The following is a 23,690-nucleotide window of genomic DNA, read 5'->3' on the forward strand; positions in this document are numbered from 1 at the left end:
GGGTTCGTTTTTCACCTTTATTGTATGGGGTGGTTGGGAAGCTGCGAGACTCCCGTGGGAGAAAGGAGATCGGCGAGATCCCGCAGGGCGTAGCCCGAGGAAGCTCGCCACTCCCCCACAGGAAAGCGAGTAGCTTCTCAGCCACCCCTGACGCTCAACCCGGGCACCGAACCCCTGAAAGTCTCGAAACTGAGTCTTCCACAATCCTGCCAGTTAGTAGAATAAATTCTTATTAAGAATGGAGAATGATCATGCCTAATATATGGACGCATATCCTGTTTGTAGATCAGCTGTGCGAGGAGCTTGATCGAAAAGACCTTTTAGAAACTTCCCCAGCTTCTTTACATATGGGAGCACAGGGTCCTGATCCGTTTTTTTATCATAACTTTCTGCCTTTTCTACCTGACAAAGAGGTAACAGAAATCGGGATGTTGATGCATACGGAAAGATGCGGCCCTTTTTTAATGGATATGATTGAACGAGGGAAATCAGAGAAAAACTCAGTGCAGGCCTTTATCCTTGGCTTTGTCAGCCACCATGTCCTTGACCGCCATACTCACCCTTACGTTCATTACCACGCAGGTTATGAAAAAAATAAACACCAGGAACTCGAAGTAGCCTTAGATACCGTCATGCTTAACCGCGAGAGAAGGTTGAAAACATGGAAAAACCCTGTTCATACGAAAATTAAAATAGGTAAGCAAGTCCTTCCTATTTCCTCCCTTATGCACGGCCTGCTTACCAAACATTATCCTGAAGTCACGGCGAAACATAAGAAGAAGGTGATTCAGGAATCTTTTTTTCATATACAAGCAGCGCAAAGGGTGTTGTATGACCCATGGAAATGGAAGAATCATTGGTTCGGATCGCTCGTATCTTCTTTCTCCCACCAGCCAATCAATGAAGATAAAGATTTTTTGAATGAAAATAGAACGGAGTGGCGTCATCCGGCAACGAATGAAAAGCGTACCGAGTCATTCCTGGATTTATATGCCCAGGCTAAGAATGAAGGGATCCTCCTATTTGAATATATCTTCGAGTATTGGAAGACAGGTTCTTCAGAAGTTTTGGCTCACATTCAAAAAATCATTGGTAACATTTCGTATGACACAGGTGAGCCTCTTAAAAAAATGCTGGTGAACCAATACAGTCATCCGATCGTGTAAACTAAGACCGGATGACGGGTTCTTCCTCGGAGCGGGTGTAGGCCTGCGCCTGCTCTACCCCTTTTTCCACATCAAGTACATATAACAGAATCATGCCAACGATAAAGAAAAACACGAGAGACAGTATCCCAAAACGGCTGGATCCTGTCAGTTGTCCGACAATCGCGAAGGCAAACGGCCCGAAAATGGCAGCAAATTTGGAAGAAATTCCATAAAAACCGAAAAACTCCGCGTGACGATCTCCCGGAACCATTCGTCCAAAAATAGAGCGGCTTAAAGCCTGGGCTCCACCCTGTACGAAACCTACACATACAGCGAGAATGTAAAAATGAAGAGCCGATGTCATAAAGTACCCAAGTGCTACGATAATTAAATAGAAAAATAATGAGATCATGAGCGCACGTTTAGGCGTTATTTTACCTGCCAGCCACCCAAAGAAGAAGGTACACGGAATTCCAACGAATTGTGTGATGAGTAAAGCTGTAATAAGTGAAGTACTATCAATTCCAATATCTCTTCCATATATCGTGGCCATTTTTATAATCGTTGATATCCCATCGTTATAAAGCCAAAATGCCAATAAGAAAATGAGGAGCTGTTTAAATTGCCTTAGTTCTTTCCATGTCCGGCCAAGTCGTTGGAAGCCAATCGCTATATAAGAATGCTCCCTTTTTCTTTGAACCTTCTTTTCCTCTACAACGTTTTTCATAAGTGGAATGGAAAAAATAAACCACCAAATTCCTACCGATATAAAGGCAAGCTTCGTCCCCGTTAAGGTACTCGCCAGTCCGAACCATTCATATTTCATAATCATCAGCAAGTTTATGGCGAGCAAGATCCCACCACCTACATACCCTAAAGTGAATCCAGCTGCAGAAACCTGGTCGATATCTTTTTCATTGGCTACTTCAGGTAAAAAAGCATCATAGAATACATTGGCTCCTGAAAAACCAATCGTACCCACGATTAATAATAGAGATGCAAAGATGTAATCCCCTTCACCGACAAAGGCCAGCAAAACGCTCGCAATCATGCCCATATAGGCAAAAAACATTAAAAACTTTTTCTTTGCTGCCGAATAATCACTGATCGCCCCAAGAATAGGAGCGAGAATCGCCACGATTAAGACGGCAATGGATTGGGAATATCCCCAGTAACTTGCAGCTAAAGATTCTTGAACACCTTTAGCCGCTACATCATAATAGAATATAGGTAAAACAGCAGCCATGATGGTCGTTGCAAAAGCTGAATTGGCAAAGTCATAGAGCATCCAGCTCCAAACGGGTTTCTTTTTCATGGTCATATCCCCTATCTACAATCTTTTTAGACAAGCATAGCAAAGGATTTTCACATTATTACGTAGACATGATTAAACTTTACAAATCTTTGAGGTGATTTAATGAAATTAGCTTTATTCGGTGGAACGGGAAGAGTCGGCTCTGAAATTATACGATTAGCCCTGGATGATGGGGTGGAAGTGAAAGCACTCGTTCGTGATGAAAAACGCGCGATGGAAGTTATACCTGGGGCGGAGTTGGTTATAGGCGATGCAAAAAATGAAAAGGACGTCCGAAAGACGATTGCCAATTGTGATGCAGTCGTAAGTGCCTTGAATACAGACAAGACGGATACCCTTTCAGTGAGTGTACCTTTAATAATAAAAGCAATGAAAGAACAAGGGATCAAACGAATCGTCTCGATTGGAACGGCTGGCATTCTTAACAGTAGGTTCGAAGAAGGAAAGTACCGCTACCAGACCAATGAATCCAAACGCAAGAAGACATTTGCAGCTGAAGAACATGTCAAAGTGTATCAAGCTTTATTGGAAAGTGACCTGGAGTGGACTATTATCTGTCCAACTTACTTACCTGATGGAGAAAGGTACGGCAATATCCGATTTGAGCGTGATTTGCTCCCGGAAGACGGCAAGAAAATTACCGTAGCAGACACCGCTTTTTTCACCTATCAGGAACTACACAAAAAGGAATTCGTAGATCACCGCGTGGGCATCTGTTATTAAAAAAGCCATTTCTCTCTTTATGAGAAATGGCTTTTTTTATTGATCGGAAGGGTAAAGTCCAAAAAATTCCTCTAAGGTTACAGCCTGTTCATGAACATCTGTAGAGAACTCTTTGCCTACATACCTTAAATGCCAGGGTTCGTACATGTAACCAGTGATATCTTTGGTACCTTCTCTATACCGGATGATAAACCCGTATTCATGCGCATGGTCGGCAAGCCATTCTCCCTCATTGGTTTCACCAAAGGACTGCTCCAGTTTAAATGCTACCTGAGCAGAGGTCACATCCATGGCAAGACCTGTCTGGTGTTCACTCGTGCCAGGCTGTGCTGAAAATGTATCTGTCTCCTCTTTGCCATAAACTTCTACATTTCTTTCGTAAATCCTTTTTTGACGGTCATAGGAACGATATCCTGAAGCGGCTACTAAATCAATTCCATCCTGTTCAGCAGCTGTGAAAAGCTCTTCTAAATGACGAGCAGCTTCTTCTCTCATCTGTTTTTTCGGGTGGTCTTCCGTGAAATAAAAAGGAACATCCGGGACTGTCAAATCTTCGGGAACATAATCCCCCGGTAGTTTCCTGCCTTTGTTGACGACGACCTGTAAGCTCTCAGGTTCTCCTACTTCGACTGTGCCGTCCTCTAATACTTTATCTTTTTCTGTTTTGTCAGAAGCCGTATCCTTTTCTTCTTCAGCAGGTGCCTGCTCTGTTTCTTTAGAAGAAGAGGATTGACCTTCCTTATCAGCAGGGTTTTGTTCCGGTTCTTTTTGCGAGGAAGCAGGAACATCTTCTTTCGATTCTTGTTCGCCCCCTGATGAGGTGATGGAACAAGCAGTCAAGCTGATACTTAAGAATGTTAGAATCCATACTTTTTTCAATTGTATTACCTTCCTAGTCTGTGATGTTACACTTACTATAACATTCACAAGAAGAGGTTGTATATCTTAGCCCTTCTCATGAAGCTGTTTTCTTAGAACTCAGCTCATATACTCTGAGGTTGGTTTCAGATTTCTTTGACTAATCTTTCATCTGATCTTCACCATTGCCGGCAATCCTGATAGACGTTACTCCTTTTTCATTATAATTGTACTTCTATGCCATAAGGACAAATAACTTCACAAAAAAAACCGCTGCATCAGCAACGGTTCTATCTTATTCCCATGTAAAGGGTTGATATTGAGAACTTAAACGTTCAAATGCAACGCGGTCATCGTTATCAATAGCCTGGTTGATTTCCTTATCCAGCCGTTCTTTATTAAACTGATAACTTAGTTGATCTAAAAGCAGACGTGAGGCTAACTGTATGCCAAAGGACAACTCTCTCTTTGCCGTAATCTCTTTCCCTTTGTACTCGGGGTGGCGACGGATAACATAATCAATCTTTTGCTTTCTCATGAGACTACCCCCTTCATGCTTTTTTTCATTATGCAGGATATAATAGAATTTCGCAACAAGTTTTCTGAATATTTAGTATTATGATACCCACAATTAAAATTTTTAAACCTCTCAACCCTATTGCTAGAGGGATTCATCGAGATTTCCTATTGCAAAATAGTTACTAAATTCCTAAGGGAGTACTGTAAACACCCCTATTTTCTCGAAAAAAATAGGATTCGCTCACCTTTGCCTGTCACATTTAGAAGAAAGAATAGCGATGATCATCTTTCTTCCACAATCCTCACTAAAGAGCGCTCAATCCCTAAACTTCCTATATAAAGATCTGGTTATCTCTGAATAAGAGCTTATACCACACTGCCTTACTAAAGGAAATGTTTATCAAACCATTTAATAAAAAAAGAGTATGAAACCCAAAGATTTCATACTCTCTTCTATGATTTAATTGATAAATTTACTTGCAACATCTATAGTACGTTTCACTTGATGACGTACGCCGCCTTCAACTTCTTCTTTCATATTTCCTTCTCCATCTACGCTCACGCTCGTACCATATGGGTTTCCTCCAGAAGCAAACACGGCATCATCTGTGTAACCTGGCGCTGCAATGATGGCTCCCCAGTGGAACATCGTAGTATAAAAATTCAACAGCGTTGCCTCTTGGCCACCGTGCACGTTTTGAGCAGAAGTCATAGCGCTGACAACCTTGTTCACAAGTTTTCCTTGGAACCAAAGGCCGCCCGCCTGATCCATAAATTGCTTCACTTGGCCTGGAACGTTACCAAAACGGGTAGGTACACTGAAAATTACAGCGTCAGCCCAATCCAGATCGTCGATTGTCGCTTCTGGAACAGCGTCTTTGGTTGCTAAGTAATGCTCTTTCCATGCAGGGTTCTGTTCAATGGCTTCCATAGGAGCTAACTCTGGGACACGAACCAATTTCACATCTGCCCCTTCTTGTTTAGCTGCATCTTCCGCCCATTGCGCCATTTTGTAGTTCGTACCTGTTGAACTGTAATAAATGATCGCTAATTTTACGTTTGCCACTAAAATCTCTCCTTTTGCGTACTTTTGGAATCCAAGAATGCCTGTTTATTGTTTCCTAAGAGATGATCAGGATTCACAAATAATATATACCCGCACAAATTTAAACTCAAACTCAAGACTCTTAAATTCGAGATATTTTATAAAACCTTTACAATCACTTCATAATAGTTCAAATGAAGTTATTTTGCGTGAAGGCAATTAACATGAACATGGAAAGCTTTTTTTCTCTAGACCCACTGAACTTCTATTTGGTAAGCTATATCAAGCCTAATTGATCGATCTGGAGGTAAAAGTCCATGAATGACTATGCAAAATTGAAAAAAGGGGAACGTGGTGCCTGGGTAAGCATTATTGCCTACCTTGTTCTCGCTACAACAAAATTGATTATCGCCTCCGTTGGAAACTCTGAAGCACTCCGAGCAGATGGTTTAAACAATACAACTGATGTCATTGCTTCTGTGGCTGTCTTAGTCGGGCTCAAGATTTCAAGAAAGCCACCAGATGAGGATCACCATTATGGGCATTTTCGTGCTGAAACGATCGCTTCTCTTATCGCCGCCTTTATTATGATGACTGTAGGCATAGAAGTCATAATCGGGACAATTCAGGATATTATTCAGCAAAAAGCCAGTGAGCCGTCCATGCTCACGGCATGGACGGCTTTAGCAGCTGCCGTTGTCATGTATGGTGTTTACCGGTACAACCTGAATCTATCGAAAAAAGTGGACAGCAATGCTTTATACGCGGCTGCACAAGATAATCGATCAGATGCTTTAGTAAGTGTCGGCGCAAGCATAGGGATCTTCGGCTCTCAATTCGGTGTCTCCTGGTTGGACCCTCTTGCAGGTTTGATTGTTGGTCTGATCATTTGTAAAACCGCCTGGGATATTTTTGTCGATGCCACTCACAGCCTTACAGACGGTTATGACGAAGAAGGCATTGAACACATCCGCGAAAGTATATCCGATCATCCTGATGTATGGGCAGTTAAGGATGTCAAAGCACGGATGCAGGGAAATAAGACACTTGTCGAAGCCACCATTCACGTCAACCCTGATATTACGGTGCAAGAAGGGCATACCATTACCGATGAAGTGGAAGAACGATTAGAAAAAGAAAAAAATATCGGTTATGCCCATATCCATATCGAACCCTATGAAGAAGAAGAGACGTAAAAAGCCTGCCAATAATGGCAGGCTTTTTATATTTACTCCAGTTTTAAGCTAGTCGCTCAGTTAAGCTCTTTAATTCATTCCAACCATAAGCCGTCTCTTCATAGGTCCCTTGTCCGATTGTGACCCTCTCAGCCTCTACAGGATCCGCTCCATATTTTATGTAAAATTGGCTGGAAGGATTATTGGTCAGCACCCATACAAGAAGGGATTGGTACCCTGCTTCAAGCATCCCGTTCGAGAATACCCGGAGCATTTCTTTCCCATACCCTTTTCCCTGATACTCATCCAACAAGTAGATGGCATAAATCTCCCCGTCGAATCCATAATTCTTCGTCCGCTCTTTTCCACCTGAAACAAAGCCGACAACTTCCCCGTCATCATTTTCAATAACATAGGCAATCTGACCATTCACAGGAGTTCTGAGAACTGTTTCCCAAAGTGCAATCCGGTGTTCAACCGTGGTATTGCTTAAATCCCTTTCATCAATCAGGTCTTTATATGTTGATTTCCAACTCTTTACATGAATTTCTGCAATCGTTTCAGCATCCTCAAAGCGGGCAGCTCTTACTTCAGGCATATGGAGATCGTCCCTTCTTCCTCTAATTACTTCTTATTGTAACAAAAAGATGATGCCAAGAGTGACATCACCTTTTATTTGCGGTTTATCTACATTGGAAACTAGAAATTTGTCGTGTATCAAAGCCTGTATAAACCCATTGACGACGACGTCGCTGCCAACGGTACCCGGCAACAGATGTACGGCCGATGAATGTCGGGTAAAACCAGAATGAACGACCATTTACAAGAGTGATCCAAGTGTATCGATAGAGGCAGCCATATAACGACCCTGGGTCAACAGCAAACAAAGATGCCCCTTGTGGACTAGGCGGCTGTTCCGGTGGTGGTGGAAGCTGGATGCCAGACCCTCCTGGTCCTCCAGGTCCTCCTCCATATGGCGGCTGACCCTGCCCGCCTCCAAAAGGCGGTCCACCCGGAGGAGGTCCAGGCGGTTGGCCAGGGCCGAACTGTCCTCCCTGGCCGGGCGTCGGAGATCCGAAAATCTGCCCGAAAGGAAAACCAAATTGTCGGTGCATAACGATCAATTCCTTTCTCGGAAGTATCCCTATACGATATGCACCTTCTGGGCAGGTGTGATTATAATGTCATCAAGAATACAGACGCAATCGCCCCAAGGACAACGAAGATAATATGGACATTCAACCATGCAAGAAAGATTCCTACCAAACCTGCTATGATTCCGATTTGAGGTGCATCAGGTTTTACTGAAATGATTCCCGGAAAAATCAATGCTCCCAGGGCAGCGTAAGGAATAGCATTAAGCCACCGGTCCACCCATTTCGGGAAAGTGACAAACCCTACAATCAACGCAGGTAAAAACCTTGGTACAGCTGTAACAACGGCCATACCGATGATCATCCAAATGATCATTCTGTCACCTCCTCATCCTCAAGAATCCAAATTCCGCTGAAACCTGCAAGGACTGTCCCCATCACAATAGCCCAGCCTTGACTCATCCCCCAGAACTGACAAATAAAATTGATCAACATCGCGAGTACAGCGATGCAGGCGATTTTAACATCCTTTTTCACAGACGGGATCAAAAGTCCAATGAACATAGCGTACAAGGCAACACCCATACTGTCACTTAACCTTGCGGGCATGACATCACCTAAAACTCCACCAAGGTAAGATCCTCCCACCCATGATAAATAAGCCGTCAAAATTAGAGAAGCATAAAACAAGCTGCCATGCTTTTCTTTTGCTTCGTTTTTATACAAGGCGGACATCGTGAAAGTTTCATCTGTTAAACCTAAAGAGAGAGGAAGTTTTGCTCTTAATGCTATCCCCTTCAAACGGTTGACGAAAGATAGACTCATGACAAAATGCCTGAAATTGAGAACAAATGTAGCGATAATAATTTCAATCATCCCTGTTCCCGTTGCTACCATACCCACTGCCAGAAATTGAGCAGCACCGGCAAAAACGAGTACGCTCATCAATGTAAGCTCTACATTCGTCATGCCTGTACGGCTCGCTAACACACCATATGTGAGAGCGATGGGTAAATAGCCCAGCATAATTGGAAAACCTGCAAGAATTCCTCTTTTTATCATATGTAAACGAGTAGAAGAAGCCGAGGTGCTTATGACTTGAGTTTCCATCCTTCCTCCCCCTTTCCAATCAAATTTCCACTATTATACACAACTAACGGTACAATTTGAAGCTTCCCCTTTTAAAATAATCGTTGACATACGATAATAAATATTCTATTATGAATTCACATCACTTCACTGCTTAAAAGCGTTTAAGCAAAAAAGAATAGTTCGTATCATGAATTCCGAAGTAGATGGTTCGATTCGCAGCCGATCAGAGACCAAGTGGGTGGTGAGAACTTGGGCATCCTTCCATCGAATTACAGAATTCCATACCAAATGATACACCAACAGAGTGGGTAAAGGGTTTTCTTTACCAACAAGGGTGGTACCGCGGAGTGCGAGCTTCGTCCCTGTTTTTCAGGGGCGGGGCTTTTATTTTTTTAAATGTGGCCCAAGGAGTAAAGAATAAGAAAAATTGAGGGGGAATTCCTATGCTTCACCTGCAGCCAAAAAAGCTACCAGGCTTAATCGAATCCACATTACTATTACTCGTAACCATTGGAATCATCAGTTATTTTATCATTGACGTTCAAACCGTCCCACACATTCCGATTTTAATTGGGATTCTCATTATGATCGCCTATGGGTCTTATAGAAAAATGAGCTTTAAGGATCTGCAGTACGGGATGACTCAAGGAGCACAGACAGGAATGGGAGCTGTCCTGCTATTTTTTGTCATTGGTGTCCTAATTTCAAGCTGGATGGCAAGTGGAACGATTCCTGTCTTAATGAATGCAGGCTTCCTGCTGGCTGGAGGCCCATGGTTCCTTGCGATCGTGTTTGCTGTAACAGCCATTGTTGGTGTTGCCTTAGGAAGCTCATTCACAACAGCAGCGACGGTTGGCGTCGCGCTCATCGGGGTCGCTCAATCGATGGACGTATCCTTAGCTATGACAGCCGGAGCCATTGTATCCGGGGCATTCTTTGGTGACAAAATGTCCCCGCTTTCCGATACGACCAATCTGGCATCCACGGTTGTTAAAGTTGATTTATTTGACCACATAAAAAACATGGCATGGACAACGATTCCAGCCTTTATAATTACCTTTATCCTGTTCATGATTCTATCCCCGGACGGAAGCCCGGATGTTAAGCAACTGAACACCTTTCAAGCCGGACTTAGTGATACAGGATTGATGCACTGGACCTCCTGGATTCCATTAGCTTCACTTGTGCTTATGACAATAACCAAACGTCCGGCTTTCCTATCCCTTGCCATCAGCAGCATTATTGCCACAATGATTGCAGGCTTACGCGGTGTCATGGAATGGGGGGCTCTCTTTGGAACATGGTTTGATGGTTTCCAAGGGAATTCCGGAAATGAAATTGTTAACGAGCTGTTAACACGCGGCGGTATGAACGGCATGCTCTTCACTGTAGCTCTGGTCATTCTCGCTCTTGCTCTTGGAGGTCTCTTCTTTGTTACAGGGATCATCCCTTCTATTTTGACGCGGGTACAGGAATCATTGAAATCGGCACGATCCGCTACGCTGGCTACAGCGTTTACAGCGATTGGAATCAATATTGCCATTGGTGAACAATATTTGTCCATCCTGCTAACGGGAGAAGCTTACCAGGATATTTATGAAAAAGCTGGTCTTGCAAGGAAGAACTTGTCACGAACACTGGAAGATGCCGGGACCGTCATTAACCCGCTTGTACCTTGGAGTGTATGTGGTGTCTTTTTATCCGGCGTCCTCGGTGTACCCGTTCTCGATTATTTACCATTTGCCTTCTTCTGCTTGCTCAGCCCATTGCTCACGATTTTATTTGGAATGACAGGTAAAACACTGACCCCAAAGCAGACGAAAGTTCAGCCATTCGATAAAGCAAACTAACAGATGAAAGACCGTCCCCTTTAAGTAAAGGGGACGGTCTTTTTTATTTACTGGCTCCCTAAAAACGGTCCAGACTGCCTAGTGGCTGACACGCTTCCTGCATATCATGACTAAACAAAAGGATGGTGAATAATTCCCCTTCTCTGACTTACACTAAATAAAAACGATGAGGGAGCGAGGTGATGGACATGGACCAAATGGAACATGAAGATCAGTCGAACGAAGAATATCATATGGGGCATGCAGAAGCTGAACAAGTGTTGGATGATCTCGCCTTTTACCGCACGTTAATTGTCAATGTTATTTTCATCGGTAAAGAGGGAGCCGACGAATGGGTGCTCGTTGATTGTGGAATCGGACATTATTGTAAACGGATAATGGAAGCCGCTGAGAAGAGATATGGACAAACAAAACCGAAAGCCATTATTTTGACCCATGGCCATTTCGATCATGTTGGTTCAGCAAAGCAGCTGGCAGAAGAATGGAAGGTTCCTATCTACATTCATCCAATGGAGATGGATTATGTAACTGATAAACGAGACTACCCTGTAGGTGATGCAACCGTTGGAGGTGGGTTATTTTCGCTTTTATCACCTTTCTTCCCTACTCACCAGGCAGATTTGAGTAAATACATCCATCCACTACCAAACGACGGGACCATTCCTTTTCTTGAAGAGTGGCGCTTCATCCACACCCCTGGACATACACCAGGGCATATCGCTCTGTTTCGAGATAAGGACAAGACACTCATTGCTGGGGATGCATTCATTACAGTCAAACAGGAATCCAGTATGGCTGTGTTTACTCAACATCAGCACGTACATGGTCCGCCCGCATATTTCACTCATAACTGGGAGGACGCGGAAAAATCAGTTAAAAAACTCGCATCCCTCCAGCCATCGGTAGCTATCACCGGCCACGGTCTGCCAATGGAAGGAGAACTTCTAGCGAAACAATTGAACGATCTAGCCACAAACTTTAAAGAATTGGCTGTTCCGAAACATAAAGGGAAAACTCACTAAACAGCAAGTGATTCAATCACTTGCTGTTTTCATGTTTAACAACAGTATAAATCTTTCTAAGACCTTCCAGTAAACGCGGACTTGGTCGGCAAAAGAGTGACTCTTCCAGTACATGAATACGATCATGCTTCACAGCCTTGAGTTCGGACCACCCGGGTCTCTTCCTAATAAGATCCGGGTTCATTTTCTCCTCCTTCACCCCTACCCAAACCATACATATATGATCAGGATCGCGTTTTTTCACTTCTTCCCAATCGGTTTGAAAGCTGGCGACTTGTTGATCATGGAAGAGGTTAATCCCACCGGATAGTTCACTGATTTCATTCAGCCAGTTCAATTCCCCTGGTGTGAATACCGGTTTTGGCCACCACTCCCAATACAAAGTAGGCTTCTGCTCCATCTGCCGGGCCTGTTGTCTATATTCATCGATTTCACTCATAAACGCTTCCGCATGCTGGCGGCCTTTCTCCTCTACTCCGATTGCCTTTCCTACACGACGAATATCTTCAGAAATCTCATATAACGTGTTCGGATTCAATATGATATAGGGCAGTTCGTATTCTTCCAATCCCTCAATGTTCTTTTCCATTCCAGGAACGGACAAGGATGCTAACACAAGATCCGGGTTCAACGCAGCGACCTTTTCTATATCTATGGATAAGTCAGGACCAAGCTTCGGAAGGTGTTCTACTTCCCTGGGATAATCAGAATAATTATCGACACCAACCAACAGGTGCGTCTGCCCAAGATTAGCGACAATTTCAGTATTGCTGGGACAAATCGACACAATTCTCATTTTTTAACCCCTTTTTTCAGAATCGTCTGATGTTTCATTTTCTTTCATTATAGCTTATATTGAATGTATGGAAAAACAAAGAAAGAAAGGGATGAACCCATTGACGACAACGCTCCTCGATACATCCAAAGGAATAGTAGAGTTTACATATAAAGGGTCCGGCCCTCCTGTTCTGTTATTGAAAGGCGGTCACTCCACAAGGGATACCGACTTATCTCACAGCAGTCTGATCTACGAAGGGTTTTCTCTACTAACGATTTCTCGTCCCGGCTACGATTACACAGAGCTCTCCACAGGCCGATCACCTGAGGATTTTGCCAATACAATCGTTGAAGTACTCGACCATCTCAAACTCGAAAAAGTGAATGTCATCTCTATATCGGCGGCGGGTCCTACGGGGATCGCTCTAGCCGTGCATCATCCTGACCGGGTGGACCGTCTATTGCTCGAAGCAGCTCTCCTCACTTCATGGGAAAATGATGTTAAGAAAAAGGCTTCGCTCCTTTTTGGACCAGCAGAGAAATTCGTTTGGAGCAGCCTCCGAACCATGCTTAAATTATTCCCGGATTTGGTATTAAAACAGTTGCTTGCTGATTTAACCACAGAGAACGTTGAAGATTACCTGGAAAACCTTACTCCTAACGACCGCCGTTTCATAGTGGATATGCTGGCTACTTCGCAATCCGGCAGAGGGTTCATCACTGATCTTGGACACGAAACCCCGGATATAAGCGGCATTCAAGTGCCAGTTCTCGGCATGTACTCACAAAAAGATCGAAGTGTGCCGTACACGAACGCTTTATTACTTAAGTCTTCCGTACCTGAATGTGAAATTTTTGAAGTTGACTCCGATAGTCATTTAATTTGGATAGGTAAAGATGCTCACACCGTTTGGAAAAAACGCCTGGAATTTTTAACTAATACTTAAATATTCGGAGGGATCATCATGGATGATGTCAGATGCAAACAAATGTTGGATCGTTTCCTTACGTTTTATGACCAAGCCTCCCAAACACCTATGCACAGACGTTACGAATTATGGACCGATCAATACGCTTTTCCTTATACCCCGCCCGGCTATCAACAGGGACAGCTAGCCAAAGAAATGATTGAATATGCATGGAACAGATACGAACAAGTTTATGACAAAATTCAATATTTTGATATTGGCCCTTTAGAAGTGAATGGTTATGTAGAATCTATTAAACAAATTCTTCATTGTACATCACCTGTTAGAATGACCGTCATGTTTTTTGTTGGTACATTTGAAACAGATCCATTCATTATGGAAAAAGACCAGCATTATACTCTATGCTTTCCTGTCGAACTAACATCCAGCCGGACCCGGTTGATTCAAGAATTAACACGCGTTGTCCACTGCAGCCAATCCGGACTTGCTCCAAGCCATACACGAACATTAGGGCAGTTGATCTTCCAGGAAGGGATGGCAGCCCATACAACCGAAGAAGTTTTAGAAGAGAGTGGAATGATCGACTTCCCATTATGCTGGGAACAGGAAAAATGCAGTCGCGAACCGAACCGTGTCATGATGAACATCCAACCCCACCTGCACAGAACCGATTATGAAGCCCTTTATTCATTCACCAAAGGAACGGGGGCCTCGGGTTTTGAAAAAGAAGCCAATTACACTGGCTATTTGATCGTTGAACATTTATTGGAGCAAGGACGCCCACTCTATGACCTCGCCCGCATTCAGAATACTGAGGTCGATGCCATTGTAGAGAAGTCTCTATTCTCATTAATGAATCAAGCTTATCTCACCCAGACGCAGGAATAAACATTCCCATTAGTTGGGAAAACTTTTTCCTTACAGGGCTTTCATTCCTTTTGGTCATCTGTTATACTAAGGTTAATTATTCGTTGTTCGATCAGATTCATGCAAGAGAAGATGTTTCGTAAGATGTCGTCTTGATGGAACTTGAAGAGCAAGAATAGTAATACAATGTGGAATTTTTCCACGCAGGAGGTAACGTACATGGTTGAAGGTACAGTAAAATGGTTTAACGCAGAAAAAGGTTTTGGATTTATCGAAGTAGAAGGTCAAGACGACGTCTTCGTACACTTCTCCGCTATTCAAGAAGAAGGTTTCAAGTCTCTTGAAGAAGGACAAGTTGTAACTTTCGAAATTGAAGAAGGTCAGCGTGGACCACAAGCAGCTAACGTTCAAAAATAAGAACGTATGAAAAACTCCCCTTTCGTAGGGGAGTTTTTTTTATGCCCAAAATGAAACTTCCTTCACTAAAGCTCCCTTTAGTGGAAGACTCAGTTTCGAGACTTTCGTTGGGTGAATGGGGGCTGCGGGGAATGACTCGCTTTCCGCGGGAGCGCGGTGAGCCTCCTCGGACTGCGTCCTGTAGGGTCTCACCCTGCCCTTTTTTCCCGCAGGAGTCTCGCCATTCCCCTCCGCCCCTTTGCTATATAACTATCTCGAAACCACTTTCCAATCTTCAGCTTTTCAGTTTAATGGGAGTATAAGGATGAAACTCCCATGCTGAGGTGATTAAACCCTGAAAGCTTGATACAGAGCATTTCCTAAAACAATCGGGATAGAGGAAGACCTTCCAACTTGGCAAAGGGGTTCGTTATCCTCCTTATCGAATGGGGTGGTTGGGAAGCTGCGAGACTCCCGTGGGAGAAAGGAGATCGGTGAGATCCCGCAGGACGTAAGTCCGAGGAAGCTCACCACTCCCCCACAGGAAAGCGAGTAGCTTCCCAGCCACCCCTGACGCTCATACCAAGCAACGAACCCCGAGAACATCTCGAAACTGAGTCTTCAAGAAACCTGCCATTTTCTTCAATAAAAAAAGAAGGCTCAGGGGGAGCCTTCTTTTTTGTCCTTATTCTTCGTCCTGTTCAGTAAGAATCATTGGACCTTCTTTTGTAATAGCGACGGTGTGCTCGTATTGAGCAGAAAGTGAACCATCAACAGTACGCGCTGTCCAGTTGTTTTCGTCCATCTGACTGCCCCATGCACCGATGTTTATCATCGGTTCAATCGTTATGACCATCCCCTCTTTCAAACGCGCCCCTTTTCCAGCTGCACCAAAGTGAGGAATATAAGGATCTTCATGAATGGAATCACCAATTCCATGTCCTGTGAAATCACGGACGACCGAATAACCTTCTCCTTCTGCATAGGATTGAATAGCGTGACCGATATCGCCGATGCGCATCCCAGGAACAGCCTGCTCAATCCCTTTATATAGAGAAGTTTTCGTGACATCCATCAATTTTTGAGCTTCTTCACTAATCTCTCCAACGGCATGCGTCCAGGCAGAATCAGCAAGAAAGCCATTTAGGTTAACAACCATATCGATTGTCACGATGTCGCCTTCCTTTAGCTGTTCCTGCCTTGGAAAACCGTGACAGATTTCATCATTGATGGAAGCACATGTAGTGAATTCATATCCTTGGTAGCCTTTCTGCTCTCCAGTAGCTCCACGTTCAGCTAAGTACTTTTCAACGAAATTTTCAATTTCCATAGTGGTTACACCAGGTTTAATGAACGTGCGTAATTGTTTATGAACACTAGCAAGAAGCTTCCCTGCTTCGTGCATCTTTTCAATTTCTCTTTGACTCTTACGTTTGATCATTTGCTCAATCCTCTCTTTTTCTATTACGTATGCATGCACCCTCTAGTATGATAACGAAAAATTGGAGGAACGACTACCCTTATGATTTTAATCCACCCTTCGAATTTCCTTGGCAGGGTTTCCAGCTACAAACACATTCGGTGGAACATCCTTCGTCACCACTGCCCCTGAGCCAATCACGACGTTCTCTCCAATTGTTACTCCAGGATTGATGACAGCACTTCCTCCGATCCATACATCGTCCCCAATGGTAATCGGCCTACCTGACTCTAATCCACTTGCCCTTGTCTCACGCTCCATTGGATGAGTGGCTGTATACAATTGTACATTCGGGCCAATCAATACTCTTTTCCCGATACGAATCTCACAGACGTCCAAAAATACACAATTGTAATTAGCGAAAAAACCGTCACCTACATGAATATTGTAACCATAATCACAATAAAATGGGGGTTCGAGTCCCATCTCCCCTTCAATCGTACCAAAAAGGTCATGAATAAGCTGCTTACGATAATGGTCTTCTGTATCTTTTGTCTGGTTCAATTGATACATCAGTTGTTTAGCACGGGACCGTTCCAACGTCAACTCTTCATCCCAGGATTTATACAATTCGCCTGCCAGCATTTTTTCCTTTTCAGTCATGAGATTACCTCCGTCATTAAATACGTTCTCTCTTTACTTTACCATAGTTTTTCGCTAGTCTAGGAACAACCGAAGGAGGTCATTGATTATGCAAGTACGTGAATTGAATCAAGCGGATGCTAAAGAATATTACGATTTAAGGCTAGAAGCGCTACTCACCAACCCTGATGCGTTTATCACTACATATGAACAAGAAAAACAACGGCCAGATCCAATCAACACAACTGCTGAAAGATTGGAAGGTGAAACCTCCCGTACGTTCGGGCTATTTGTTGAGGAAACGCTCGCAGGTGTCGTCACCTTAGTGAAAGAAACTCATCCAAAGTTTTCCCACAAAGCTTCCATTGTAGCCATGTACATAACTAAAGAACACAGACGCAAAGGTGGTGCGGAGCTCTTGGTTGAAGAGTTGATTCAATTTGCAAGGGCCATCGAGCTGGAAGTACTTCACTTGAGTGTAGTTACAGATAATCACCCAGCCCAGGAGCTGTATAAAAAGCTCGGCTTCCAGACATATGGCACAGAGGAAAAAGCCATCAAACTACCTGATCGCTATTTAGACGAAGATCATATGGTCCTCTTTCTTTAATCAATAAAACAATTCCACAAAAGCTCCCTTTAGTGGAAGACTCAGTTTCGAGACTTTTGTGTAATTCTAGGGGCTCCGGGAAACGATTCGCTTTCCATGGGGCGGGCGGTGAGCGTCCTCAGGCTACGCCTTCCGGGGTCTCACCTGTCCCACACGTCCCATAGGAGTCTCACCGTTTCCCTCCGCCCCTTGACCATATAAGTGTCTCGAAACCACTTCTAAAGGGTCAGCTTGAATGGTTGAGGGAAGTGGATAATTCGAAAACCTTTATTCATAATAAGGTTCCAAATCTTCTCCCCTATGCGGGCAAATAGTGCGTTCTATCAAGCATTTGCGTATGCTAAACGTCAATGAGATAGAGTTTAAATCATTCACTTCTCATATCCATACAAGCTGATTTTTAAGTAGTGGTTTCGAGAACCATACTTGGTTAAGGGGCGGAGGGGAATGGCGAGACTCCTGCGGGAAAAAAGTGCTTGGTGAGACCCCACAGGACGCAGTCCGAGGAGGCTCACCGCGCTCCCGCGGAAAGCGAGCTATTCCCCGCAGCCCCCATCCACTCAACAAACGTCTCGAAACTGAGTCTTCAAGAAACCTGCCATTTTCTTCAATAAGCAGAGGAGTAGAATAAAGACAGTGGTGTTGGAAAATTGAAACATTCCCCCTTTTCTTTCGTATAGAAAAGAGGAAAGCAACTTAAGTAAAGGGTGAAAATATGATAGAAATCAATCGTATATCTAAAAGCTTCGCAGGGAAACAAGCGGTAAAAGACCTTGATCTTTCTGTCCCGGATGGAAAGATATTCGGCTTCCTCGGTCCGAACGGAGCTGGAAAATCAACAACGATCAAAATGATGACAGGCATTTTGCCCATCGATGAAGGTTCGATCATTATGAATGGCATCGATGTGGCGAAAGAACCGATGAAGGCCAAGCATCAATTTGGGTATGTCCCGGACCGTTCAGACATTTTTCTAAGGTTAAAAGGGATTGAATATTTGAATTTTATTGCTGATGTATTTGAAGTCCCAAAGGATGTACGAAAAGAAAAAATTGAACATTTGACCAAAAGCTTTGGAATTTATGAGGCTTTGAATGATCATATCCAAACCTACTCCCATGGGATGAGACAGAAAATTGTAGTCAGCGGTGTACTGCTTCATGATCCAGATGTCTGGATTCTGGATGAACCGTTAACGGGGCTCGACCCGAAGTCTTCCTATACATTAAAGGAAATGATGCGTGACCATGCTAGAAGAGGGAAAATTGTCTTTTTTTCCACCCATGTTTTAGAAGTAGTAGAACAGTTGTGTGATGAGGTTGCCATCATTAATAATGGGCATGTGCAATTCAAAGGGAATATGGCTGAGATGAGACAACAATTTAAAGATGATGATAATCTAGAGCAATTGTTCCTGGAGTTGACTCAAAATGAATAAAGCATGGAAATTGATGCGTATCATGGTCAAAATGCAATTATCCATGGCCAATAAAAGCAGTATGGAAAAATTCGGATTTGTCATGATTGGTTTAATGATGATCCCTTTCGGATTGCTCATCTTGTTTTTCATTCAAGGAATCATCAGTAACATGTATGCCGCCCTTGAACCACTAGGGAACGAAGGAGTCATTCTTGGATTATTGTTTGTCATGATGACTTTTATTTTCTGTTTTACAAGTATAGGGACCGTACTCAGTTCTTTTTACTTCGCCGAAGATGTGGAGTCTTTTATATCTTTGCCTTTCCAACCTTATCAAATCTTATTTGGGAAATCTGCGGTTCCGTTTCTATCGTTATATGGTTTGAATGCGATCTTGCTGCTCCCTTCTCTCATATTCTTTGGCTTACATAGCGGAGCCGGCGTCCTTTATTATCTTTCAGCTCTAATCATTTGGTCATTAACACCTATCATTCCTTTCGTCTTAACGGCTATTGTTCTTATGTTCATTATGAGATTCGCCAATATATCCAAAAATAAAGATCGTACAAAAGTACTCGTCGGGCTCCTGGGCTTTGTTTTTGCTATAGGAATTAATGTACTGATCCGCTTGGATTCAGGAACAGGTAACGTAGCAGAAATGCTAACACAGCAGAACGCTCTTCTTGAACTTGTAACAAAATTCTTCCCTACTGCTTACTTCAGTAGTATCGCCCTAACTGAAATAGGAAACTGGACTGGGGTATTTTACTTCCTTCTGTTTGTCACATTATCTTTAGGGGCGTTCTTTGTATTCCTTACTGTTGGCCAAAGTTTCTACTTTAAAGGTGTGCTCGGTTTATCTGGAGGAAAGCGAAGCGACTTTAATGAAGAAAAGATTCAAAAACAAGTAAAGCAGCAGTCTCTATTAATGAGTTTATGGAAAAAAGAGATGCGCATCATCTTTAGAACTCCTACTTTTTTTACACAAATTGTCGTGCAGAGCCTCTTCTTTCCTGTATTCCTAATTATCATTATGATGTTGGACCCCAATGGACCTCTTACAGGGTGGGGGACTCAACTCAATGTTATGGAAGGAAAAAAAGTCATATTAGGGATGTTTGGGATCACAGTTGTCGCACTAGGAATTAACCCCGCCTCCTTCTCTTCCGTGTCCAGGGATGGGAAGAGCTGGTTCAACCATTTATACTTACCCATTCCAGCATCAACGGTCATTTTAAGTAAACTGCTTGTCTCCTTCTTCATGAATGGTTTATCCATCTTGCTTCTAAGCTTGGCTGCATTAATCGTTCTTAAAGTCCCATTCACCATATGGCTGCTCTGGTTCGTGATTTCTCTTATTACAGGCTGGGTCGCGAGCATCGCAGGGCTTATGATTGATTTGTACAGTCCGAAGTTGAATTGGACAGATGAGAGGGAAGTTTTTAAAGGAAGGTTTATCGGAATAGTCCCTCTCGCATTGGAATCAGCGGTGTTTGGGATCATTATTCTGATTTTGTGGAATAGTGGCTTGCAAGGTATATGGACCGTTGGTAGTGTACTGATTCTTGTGTTGGTGACGATCACTGCTCTCACACATTATTTCTTAAATCGTATGGTCCAAAGAAAATACTATAAGATCCTCTGAAGATTTAAAAAAGCTCTGAGTAAAAACTCAGGGCTTTTCTAATTCACGTGTTTCAGTTAGCTTAACCTCCAAAGAAAAAGTCGAGAATGTTACCTGCTTTGGAAGCATTTTGGTTGTAAAACTCTGAGTATCCGCAATTCTTGCAATAAACGGCGGTGAATTTGTTGTTTTGGACTTCCATTATTTCACAATCATAACTGGACATTTCGCTCTTTTTGCCACTTTATGGCTTACACTTCCCAATACCATTTCCTGCAGGGTATTCAAACCTCTACTTCCAATCACTACAAGATCAAAGTTATTTTCATTTGCATATTTAACGATCGTCGGACCCGGTTCACCATGTTGAATGCTTACTTGATACGAAGCATTTTTCTCCAGAAGAATTTCTTCAATAGGTTTCAATCTCTGCTGCCGGCGCTGTTCAACCATGCTTTGATCACCTTCGGATAAGACATCTGACTTAGACTGCTCACCGTCGATCACATAAACGATTGTAATTTCACCGTCCCCTTGTAAGTGGGCAAGTTCTGCAGCACGTTCAGCTGTACGGATAGAGTGATCGGATCCATCTGCTGCTACTAATATCTTCTTATACATCGGAATTCCCCCAATCGACTTCATCTGTTTTCTCCATTTTACCATTCTCATTCATCATTTAGGGGGAAAAACTACCATTAAATAACTTACAATAATATGATTTTTGTATAGTTAGGGTCTATATAAGCGAAAAAAAGAGAAAAAAAGAGAAAAATATATATTTATGCGCTTACATGGGGTTATGTATTATCCCCTATAGGTGATATAATCTGATCGTTCTTGCCGGATTTCCGTATTGTTATGGACAATACAAAATAAAAAATGTAGAAAGAGGTGCGCAATTGAACACAGAAACAATTAAACAACAATGGTTCGGAAACGTAAAAAACGATGTGCTTTCAGGCATGGTCGTCGCTATGGCGCTCATCCCTGAAGCGATCGCTTTCTCTATCATCGCTGGAGTCGACCCCATGGTAGGTTTGTACGCTTCCTTCTGTATCGCTGTCGTCATTGCTTTTATGGGTGGTCGTCCAGGTATGATTTCTGCTGCGACCGGAGCTATGGCTGTCTTGATGGTCACCTTAGTCAAAGACCATGGTTTGGAGTATTTACTGGCTGCTACGATTTTGACGGGGATTTTACAGTTTACTTTAGGTGCATTGAAAATCGGACAGCTTATGAAGTTTATTCCTAGGTCCGTCATGATAGGTTTTGTGAATGCCCTAGCGATTCTTATTTTCTCATCACAACTTGTCCACTTTGAAGGGGCAGGATTAGCTATGTATGCGATGGTAGTAGGTTCATTAGTTATTATTTATATTCTACCAAGATTCACCAAATCCGTTCCTTCACCATTGGTGGCTATTGTCGTAATGACAATCATCGCCATTACGACAGGAGCTGGATTGAAAACAGTAGGGGATATGGGAGAACTATCCAGTACACTGCCTATTTTCCTTCTACCAGATATCCCATTGACGTTTGAAACATTACAAATTATTTTCCCTATCTCACTGGCTCTTGCTTTTGTAGGGTTACTAGAATCGTTACTAACTGCACAAATTGTAGATGATATGACAGATACAGTAAGTGATAAAAATAAAGAAGCCAGAGGACAGGGAATGGCCAATGTGGTTTCCGGTTTCTTTGGTGGAATGGCCGGTTGCGCCATGATCGGTCAATCCGTTATTAACGTCTCCTCAGGTGGACGTGGACGATTGTCGACACTCGTTGCAGGAATATTTATGATGATGCTGATTATTGTATTCAATGATCTTCTCGTCCAAATTCCTATGGCCGTCCTCGTCGGAGTCATGATTATGGTATCCATTGGAACATTTGATTGGAGCTCACTGACACGCTTCAAAAAGACTCCGATTACAGACAGTATTGTCATGCTTGTAACCGTTGGTACAGTAGTACAGACTCATGATCTGTCCAAAGGTGTCATTGCTGGTGTCATTTTAAGTGCTATTTTCTTCGTTGCTAAGATTTCAAAAGTGAAAGTTGAGGAAGTATTTGACCAGAATACAGAAAAAATGGTGTACCATGTAAGTGGTCAAGTATTCTTCGCTTCCACAGACAGCTTGCTTAAGCATTTCGACTATGATGTGAAAGCATACCAAGTAGTAATTGACTTTACCTATGCCCATGTTTGGGATGACTCAGCTGTCGCTGCGATTGATAAACTGATAACGAAGTATGAAGACCGTGATATAGATGTCGAGATTGTTGGATTGAATAAGGACAGCTCCAAGCTTGTTCGACGCCTTACAGTCAATGACAAACTAAATGCCTCATAAGTAAAGCGCAAGGCCTAAGGCCTTGCGCTTTTTTCTATCCATTCTTCTCTCAGCATACTGTAGACACATGAATCCTGCCATTTACCTTTCACAAGTAAATCTTTCCGAAGAATTCCTTCTTTAATCATACCGACCTTTTCCAATACTCTAATCGATCCGGTATTCTCCGGATTTGATGTGGCTACTACCCGCTGCAATTCACAATGCTCAAAACAATAATTGATCATCAATTGAACAGCCTCAGTAGCCAAACCTCTTCCCCAGTAATCTTGATGAATGATAAAACCAATTTCGCCGATTCCATCCCAGTCTCGAATGTTCATCTCGATATTGCCAACCACTTCATCCAATTCTTTTTCTACAATGGTAAAAACATAGCGGCTTCTATGTCTTTGTTGCCGATCAATGATAATTTGACGGACGAAAAAGAGACTATCTTCTTCTGTGTTCGGTCCCCACGGCTGGTGCTTTACCGTCTCTTCGTTCGATGAATAAGGGTGAAAGGCTGACCAGTCTTCAAGTAAGACTTCCCGAAGGCAAATACGGTCACTCTCTGCAATCACTTCCACTCCATCACGTCCTATATCCGTTAATTTATATCATCTATTTAAAAGACATGCTTTTAACTCTTTCATCCAAGGACTGGGATCTTCTTTCACCATATAGGCCCGTACACCTTTGTGTGTATGCAAATAAAGCATTCCATACATGGACGAAGATCTCCGATATGAAACATCATGAATGGCATGAAGAGGAAAAGTTTCCTTTGGCGACACAACACTTGTTTCAAACAGCTTCAAC

25 protein-coding genes and 1 pseudogene are annotated in these 23,690 nt (G+C 43.0%); 12 read left to right on the forward strand and 14 right to left on the reverse strand.

The features are described 5' to 3' along the window. Window positions 1-251 precede the first annotated feature (251 nt). Entirely contained in the window at window positions 252-1,166 is a 915-nt protein-coding gene (locus tag GLW00_RS14425) for a zinc dependent phospholipase C family protein (protein ID WP_160915237.1), read from the forward strand. Between the two features lies 1 nt (window position 1,167). Here the strand turns inward: GLW00_RS14425 and GLW00_RS14430 are convergent, their stop codons facing one another. Continuing rightward, window positions 1,168-2,463, reverse strand: coding sequence for an MFS transporter (locus GLW00_RS14430; protein WP_160915239.1), 1,296 nt, complete (start codon window positions 2,461-2,463; stop codon window positions 1,168-1,170). Between the two features lie 102 nt (window positions 2,464-2,565). Here GLW00_RS14430 and GLW00_RS14435 point away from each other — a divergent pair, with 102 nt between their 5' ends. Beyond that, window positions 2,566-3,186 (forward strand): NAD(P)-dependent oxidoreductase, encoded by a 621-nt coding sequence (locus GLW00_RS14435; protein WP_160915240.1) that lies wholly within the window; start codon window positions 2,566-2,568, stop codon window positions 3,184-3,186. A gap of 36 nt (window positions 3,187-3,222) precedes the next feature. On the opposite strand, the gene GLW00_RS14440 is transcribed toward GLW00_RS14435, so the two are convergent. From GLW00_RS14440 to wrbA, 3 genes are all read right to left on the reverse strand, one after another. Further along, complete coding sequence (locus tag GLW00_RS14440) at window positions 3,223-4,065, reverse strand: M15 family metallopeptidase (protein WP_160915242.1); 843 nt, start codon at window positions 4,063-4,065, stop codon at window positions 3,223-3,225. Between the two features lie 274 nt (window positions 4,066-4,339). Next, the gene (locus tag GLW00_RS14445) at window positions 4,340-4,582 is read right to left on the reverse strand and encodes an IDEAL domain-containing protein (protein ID WP_160915244.1); all 243 of its coding nucleotides are present in this window, start codon (window positions 4,580-4,582) and stop codon (window positions 4,340-4,342) included. Between the two features lie 441 nt (window positions 4,583-5,023). Further along, window positions 5,024-5,629, reverse strand: coding sequence for an NAD(P)H:quinone oxidoreductase (gene wrbA, locus GLW00_RS14450; protein ID WP_160915246.1), 606 nt, complete (start codon window positions 5,627-5,629; stop codon window positions 5,024-5,026). Window positions 5,630-5,925: 296 nt separating this feature from the next. Between wrbA and GLW00_RS14455 the strand changes: the two genes are divergently transcribed. Continuing rightward, window positions 5,926-6,804 (forward strand): cation diffusion facilitator family transporter, encoded by an 879-nt coding sequence (locus tag GLW00_RS14455; protein WP_160915248.1) that lies wholly within the window; start codon window positions 5,926-5,928, stop codon window positions 6,802-6,804. 43 nt (window positions 6,805-6,847) lie between these two features. On the opposite strand, the gene GLW00_RS14460 is transcribed toward GLW00_RS14455, so the two are convergent. The 4 genes from GLW00_RS14460 to GLW00_RS14475 all read right to left on the reverse strand — a co-directional run bounded on the left by GLW00_RS14460 (window position 6,848) and on the right by GLW00_RS14475 (window position 8,987). After that, window positions 6,848-7,381, reverse strand: a complete 534-nt coding sequence (locus GLW00_RS14460) for a GNAT family N-acetyltransferase (protein ID WP_160915250.1) — start codon at window positions 7,379-7,381, stop codon at window positions 6,848-6,850. 85 nt (window positions 7,382-7,466) lie between these two features. Then, window positions 7,467-7,898, reverse strand: a complete 432-nt coding sequence (locus GLW00_RS14465) for a hypothetical protein (RefSeq protein ID WP_160915252.1) — start codon at window positions 7,896-7,898, stop codon at window positions 7,467-7,469. A gap of 61 nt (window positions 7,899-7,959) precedes the next feature. Continuing rightward, entirely contained in the window at window positions 7,960-8,253 is a 294-nt protein-coding gene (locus tag GLW00_RS14470; RefSeq protein ID WP_160915254.1) for an AzlD domain-containing protein, read from the reverse strand. Then, window positions 8,250-8,987 (reverse strand): AzlC family ABC transporter permease, encoded by a 738-nt coding sequence (locus GLW00_RS14475; RefSeq protein WP_160915256.1) that lies wholly within the window; start codon window positions 8,985-8,987, stop codon window positions 8,250-8,252. Before GLW00_RS14475 ends, GLW00_RS14470 begins: the two co-directional genes overlap by 4 nt. 425 nt (window positions 8,988-9,412) lie before the next feature. Here GLW00_RS14475 and nhaC point away from each other — a divergent pair, with 425 nt between their 5' ends. Beyond that, window positions 9,413-10,819: a Na+/H+ antiporter NhaC gene (gene nhaC, locus GLW00_RS14480; protein WP_160915258.1), complete on the forward strand. Its 1,407-nt coding sequence runs from the start codon at window positions 9,413-9,415 to the stop codon at window positions 10,817-10,819. A 182-nt stretch (window positions 10,820-11,001) separates the two neighbouring features. Then, the gene (locus tag GLW00_RS14485) at window positions 11,002-11,841 is read left to right on the forward strand and encodes an MBL fold metallo-hydrolase (protein WP_335808486.1); all 840 of its coding nucleotides are present in this window, start codon (window positions 11,002-11,004) and stop codon (window positions 11,839-11,841) included. Window positions 11,842-11,857: 16 nt separating this feature from the next. On the opposite strand, the gene GLW00_RS14490 is transcribed toward GLW00_RS14485, so the two are convergent. After that, window positions 11,858-12,637 carry a cobalamin-binding protein gene (locus tag GLW00_RS14490; protein WP_160915260.1) on the reverse strand — a complete coding sequence of 260 codons (780 nt, stop codon included), beginning with the start codon at window positions 12,635-12,637 and terminating at the stop codon, window positions 11,858-11,860. Between the two features lie 100 nt (window positions 12,638-12,737). Between GLW00_RS14490 and GLW00_RS14495 the strand changes: the two genes are divergently transcribed. The 3 genes from GLW00_RS14495 (at window position 12,738) to GLW00_RS14505 (ending at window position 14,831) form a co-directional block, all read left to right on the forward strand. Beyond that, a complete protein-coding gene (locus GLW00_RS14495) occupies window positions 12,738-13,565 on the forward strand; it encodes an alpha/beta fold hydrolase (protein WP_160915262.1) in 828 nt (275 codons plus the stop codon). Window positions 13,566-13,583: 18 nt separating this feature from the next. Next, complete coding sequence (locus GLW00_RS14500; protein WP_160915264.1) at window positions 13,584-14,435, forward strand: hypothetical protein; 852 nt, start codon at window positions 13,584-13,586, stop codon at window positions 14,433-14,435. Between the two features lie 198 nt (window positions 14,436-14,633). After that, on the forward strand, window positions 14,634-14,831 hold the full coding sequence (locus GLW00_RS14505; protein ID WP_035510016.1) for a cold-shock protein: 198 nt from the start codon (window positions 14,634-14,636) through the stop codon (window positions 14,829-14,831). Window positions 14,832-15,495: 664 nt separating this feature from the next. On the opposite strand, the gene map is transcribed toward GLW00_RS14505, so the two are convergent. Together map and GLW00_RS14515 are read right to left on the reverse strand one after the other, a co-directional pair. Next, complete coding sequence (gene map, locus GLW00_RS14510; RefSeq protein ID WP_160915266.1) at window positions 15,496-16,251, reverse strand: type I methionyl aminopeptidase; 756 nt, start codon at window positions 16,249-16,251, stop codon at window positions 15,496-15,498. Window positions 16,252-16,338: 87 nt separating this feature from the next. Next, on the reverse strand, window positions 16,339-16,893 hold the full coding sequence (locus GLW00_RS14515; protein WP_160915267.1) for a sugar O-acetyltransferase: 555 nt from the start codon (window positions 16,891-16,893) through the stop codon (window positions 16,339-16,341). Between the two features lie 88 nt (window positions 16,894-16,981). Here GLW00_RS14515 and GLW00_RS14520 point away from each other — a divergent pair, with 88 nt between their 5' ends. The 3 genes from GLW00_RS14520 to GLW00_RS14530 all read left to right on the forward strand — a co-directional run bounded on the left by GLW00_RS14520 (window position 16,982) and on the right by GLW00_RS14530 (window position 20,547). Next, window positions 16,982-17,482, forward strand: coding sequence for a GNAT family N-acetyltransferase (locus GLW00_RS14520; RefSeq protein ID WP_160915269.1), 501 nt, complete (start codon window positions 16,982-16,984; stop codon window positions 17,480-17,482). Between the two features lie 715 nt (window positions 17,483-18,197). After that, window positions 18,198-18,920, forward strand: coding sequence for an ABC transporter ATP-binding protein (locus GLW00_RS14525; RefSeq protein WP_160915271.1), 723 nt, complete (start codon window positions 18,198-18,200; stop codon window positions 18,918-18,920). After that, the gene (locus GLW00_RS14530; protein WP_160915273.1) at window positions 18,913-20,547 is read left to right on the forward strand and encodes a putative ABC transporter permease subunit; all 1,635 of its coding nucleotides are present in this window, start codon (window positions 18,913-18,915) and stop codon (window positions 20,545-20,547) included. The genes GLW00_RS14525 and GLW00_RS14530 overlap by 8 nt, the downstream gene beginning before the upstream one ends. 61 nt (window positions 20,548-20,608) lie before the next feature. On the opposite strand, the pseudogene GLW00_RS14535 reads toward GLW00_RS14530, so the two are convergent. Both GLW00_RS14535 and GLW00_RS14540 read right to left on the reverse strand, forming a co-directional pair. Next, window positions 20,609-20,722: pseudogene (locus GLW00_RS14535) on the reverse strand (zinc ribbon domain-containing protein); the annotation flags it as partial. A gap of 5 nt (window positions 20,723-20,727) precedes the next feature. After that, on the reverse strand, window positions 20,728-21,147 hold the full coding sequence (locus GLW00_RS14540; protein WP_160915277.1) for a universal stress protein: 420 nt from the start codon (window positions 21,145-21,147) through the stop codon (window positions 20,728-20,730). Between the two features lie 281 nt (window positions 21,148-21,428). On the opposite strand from GLW00_RS14540, the gene GLW00_RS14545 reads away from it, so the two are divergent. Next, a complete protein-coding gene (locus tag GLW00_RS14545) occupies window positions 21,429-22,889 on the forward strand; it encodes a SulP family inorganic anion transporter (protein WP_160915279.1) in 1,461 nt (486 codons plus the stop codon). 14 nt (window positions 22,890-22,903) lie between these two features. Here the strand turns inward: GLW00_RS14545 and GLW00_RS14550 are convergent, their stop codons facing one another. Then, window positions 22,904-23,458, reverse strand: coding sequence for a GNAT family N-acetyltransferase (locus GLW00_RS14550; protein WP_160915281.1), 555 nt, complete (start codon window positions 23,456-23,458; stop codon window positions 22,904-22,906). Window positions 23,459-23,690 lie beyond the last annotated feature (232 nt).

It is taken from the genome of Halobacillus litoralis (assembly GCF_009856445.1).
Classification (GTDB): domain Bacteria; phylum Bacillota; class Bacilli; order Bacillales; family Halobacillaceae; genus Halobacillus; species Halobacillus litoralis.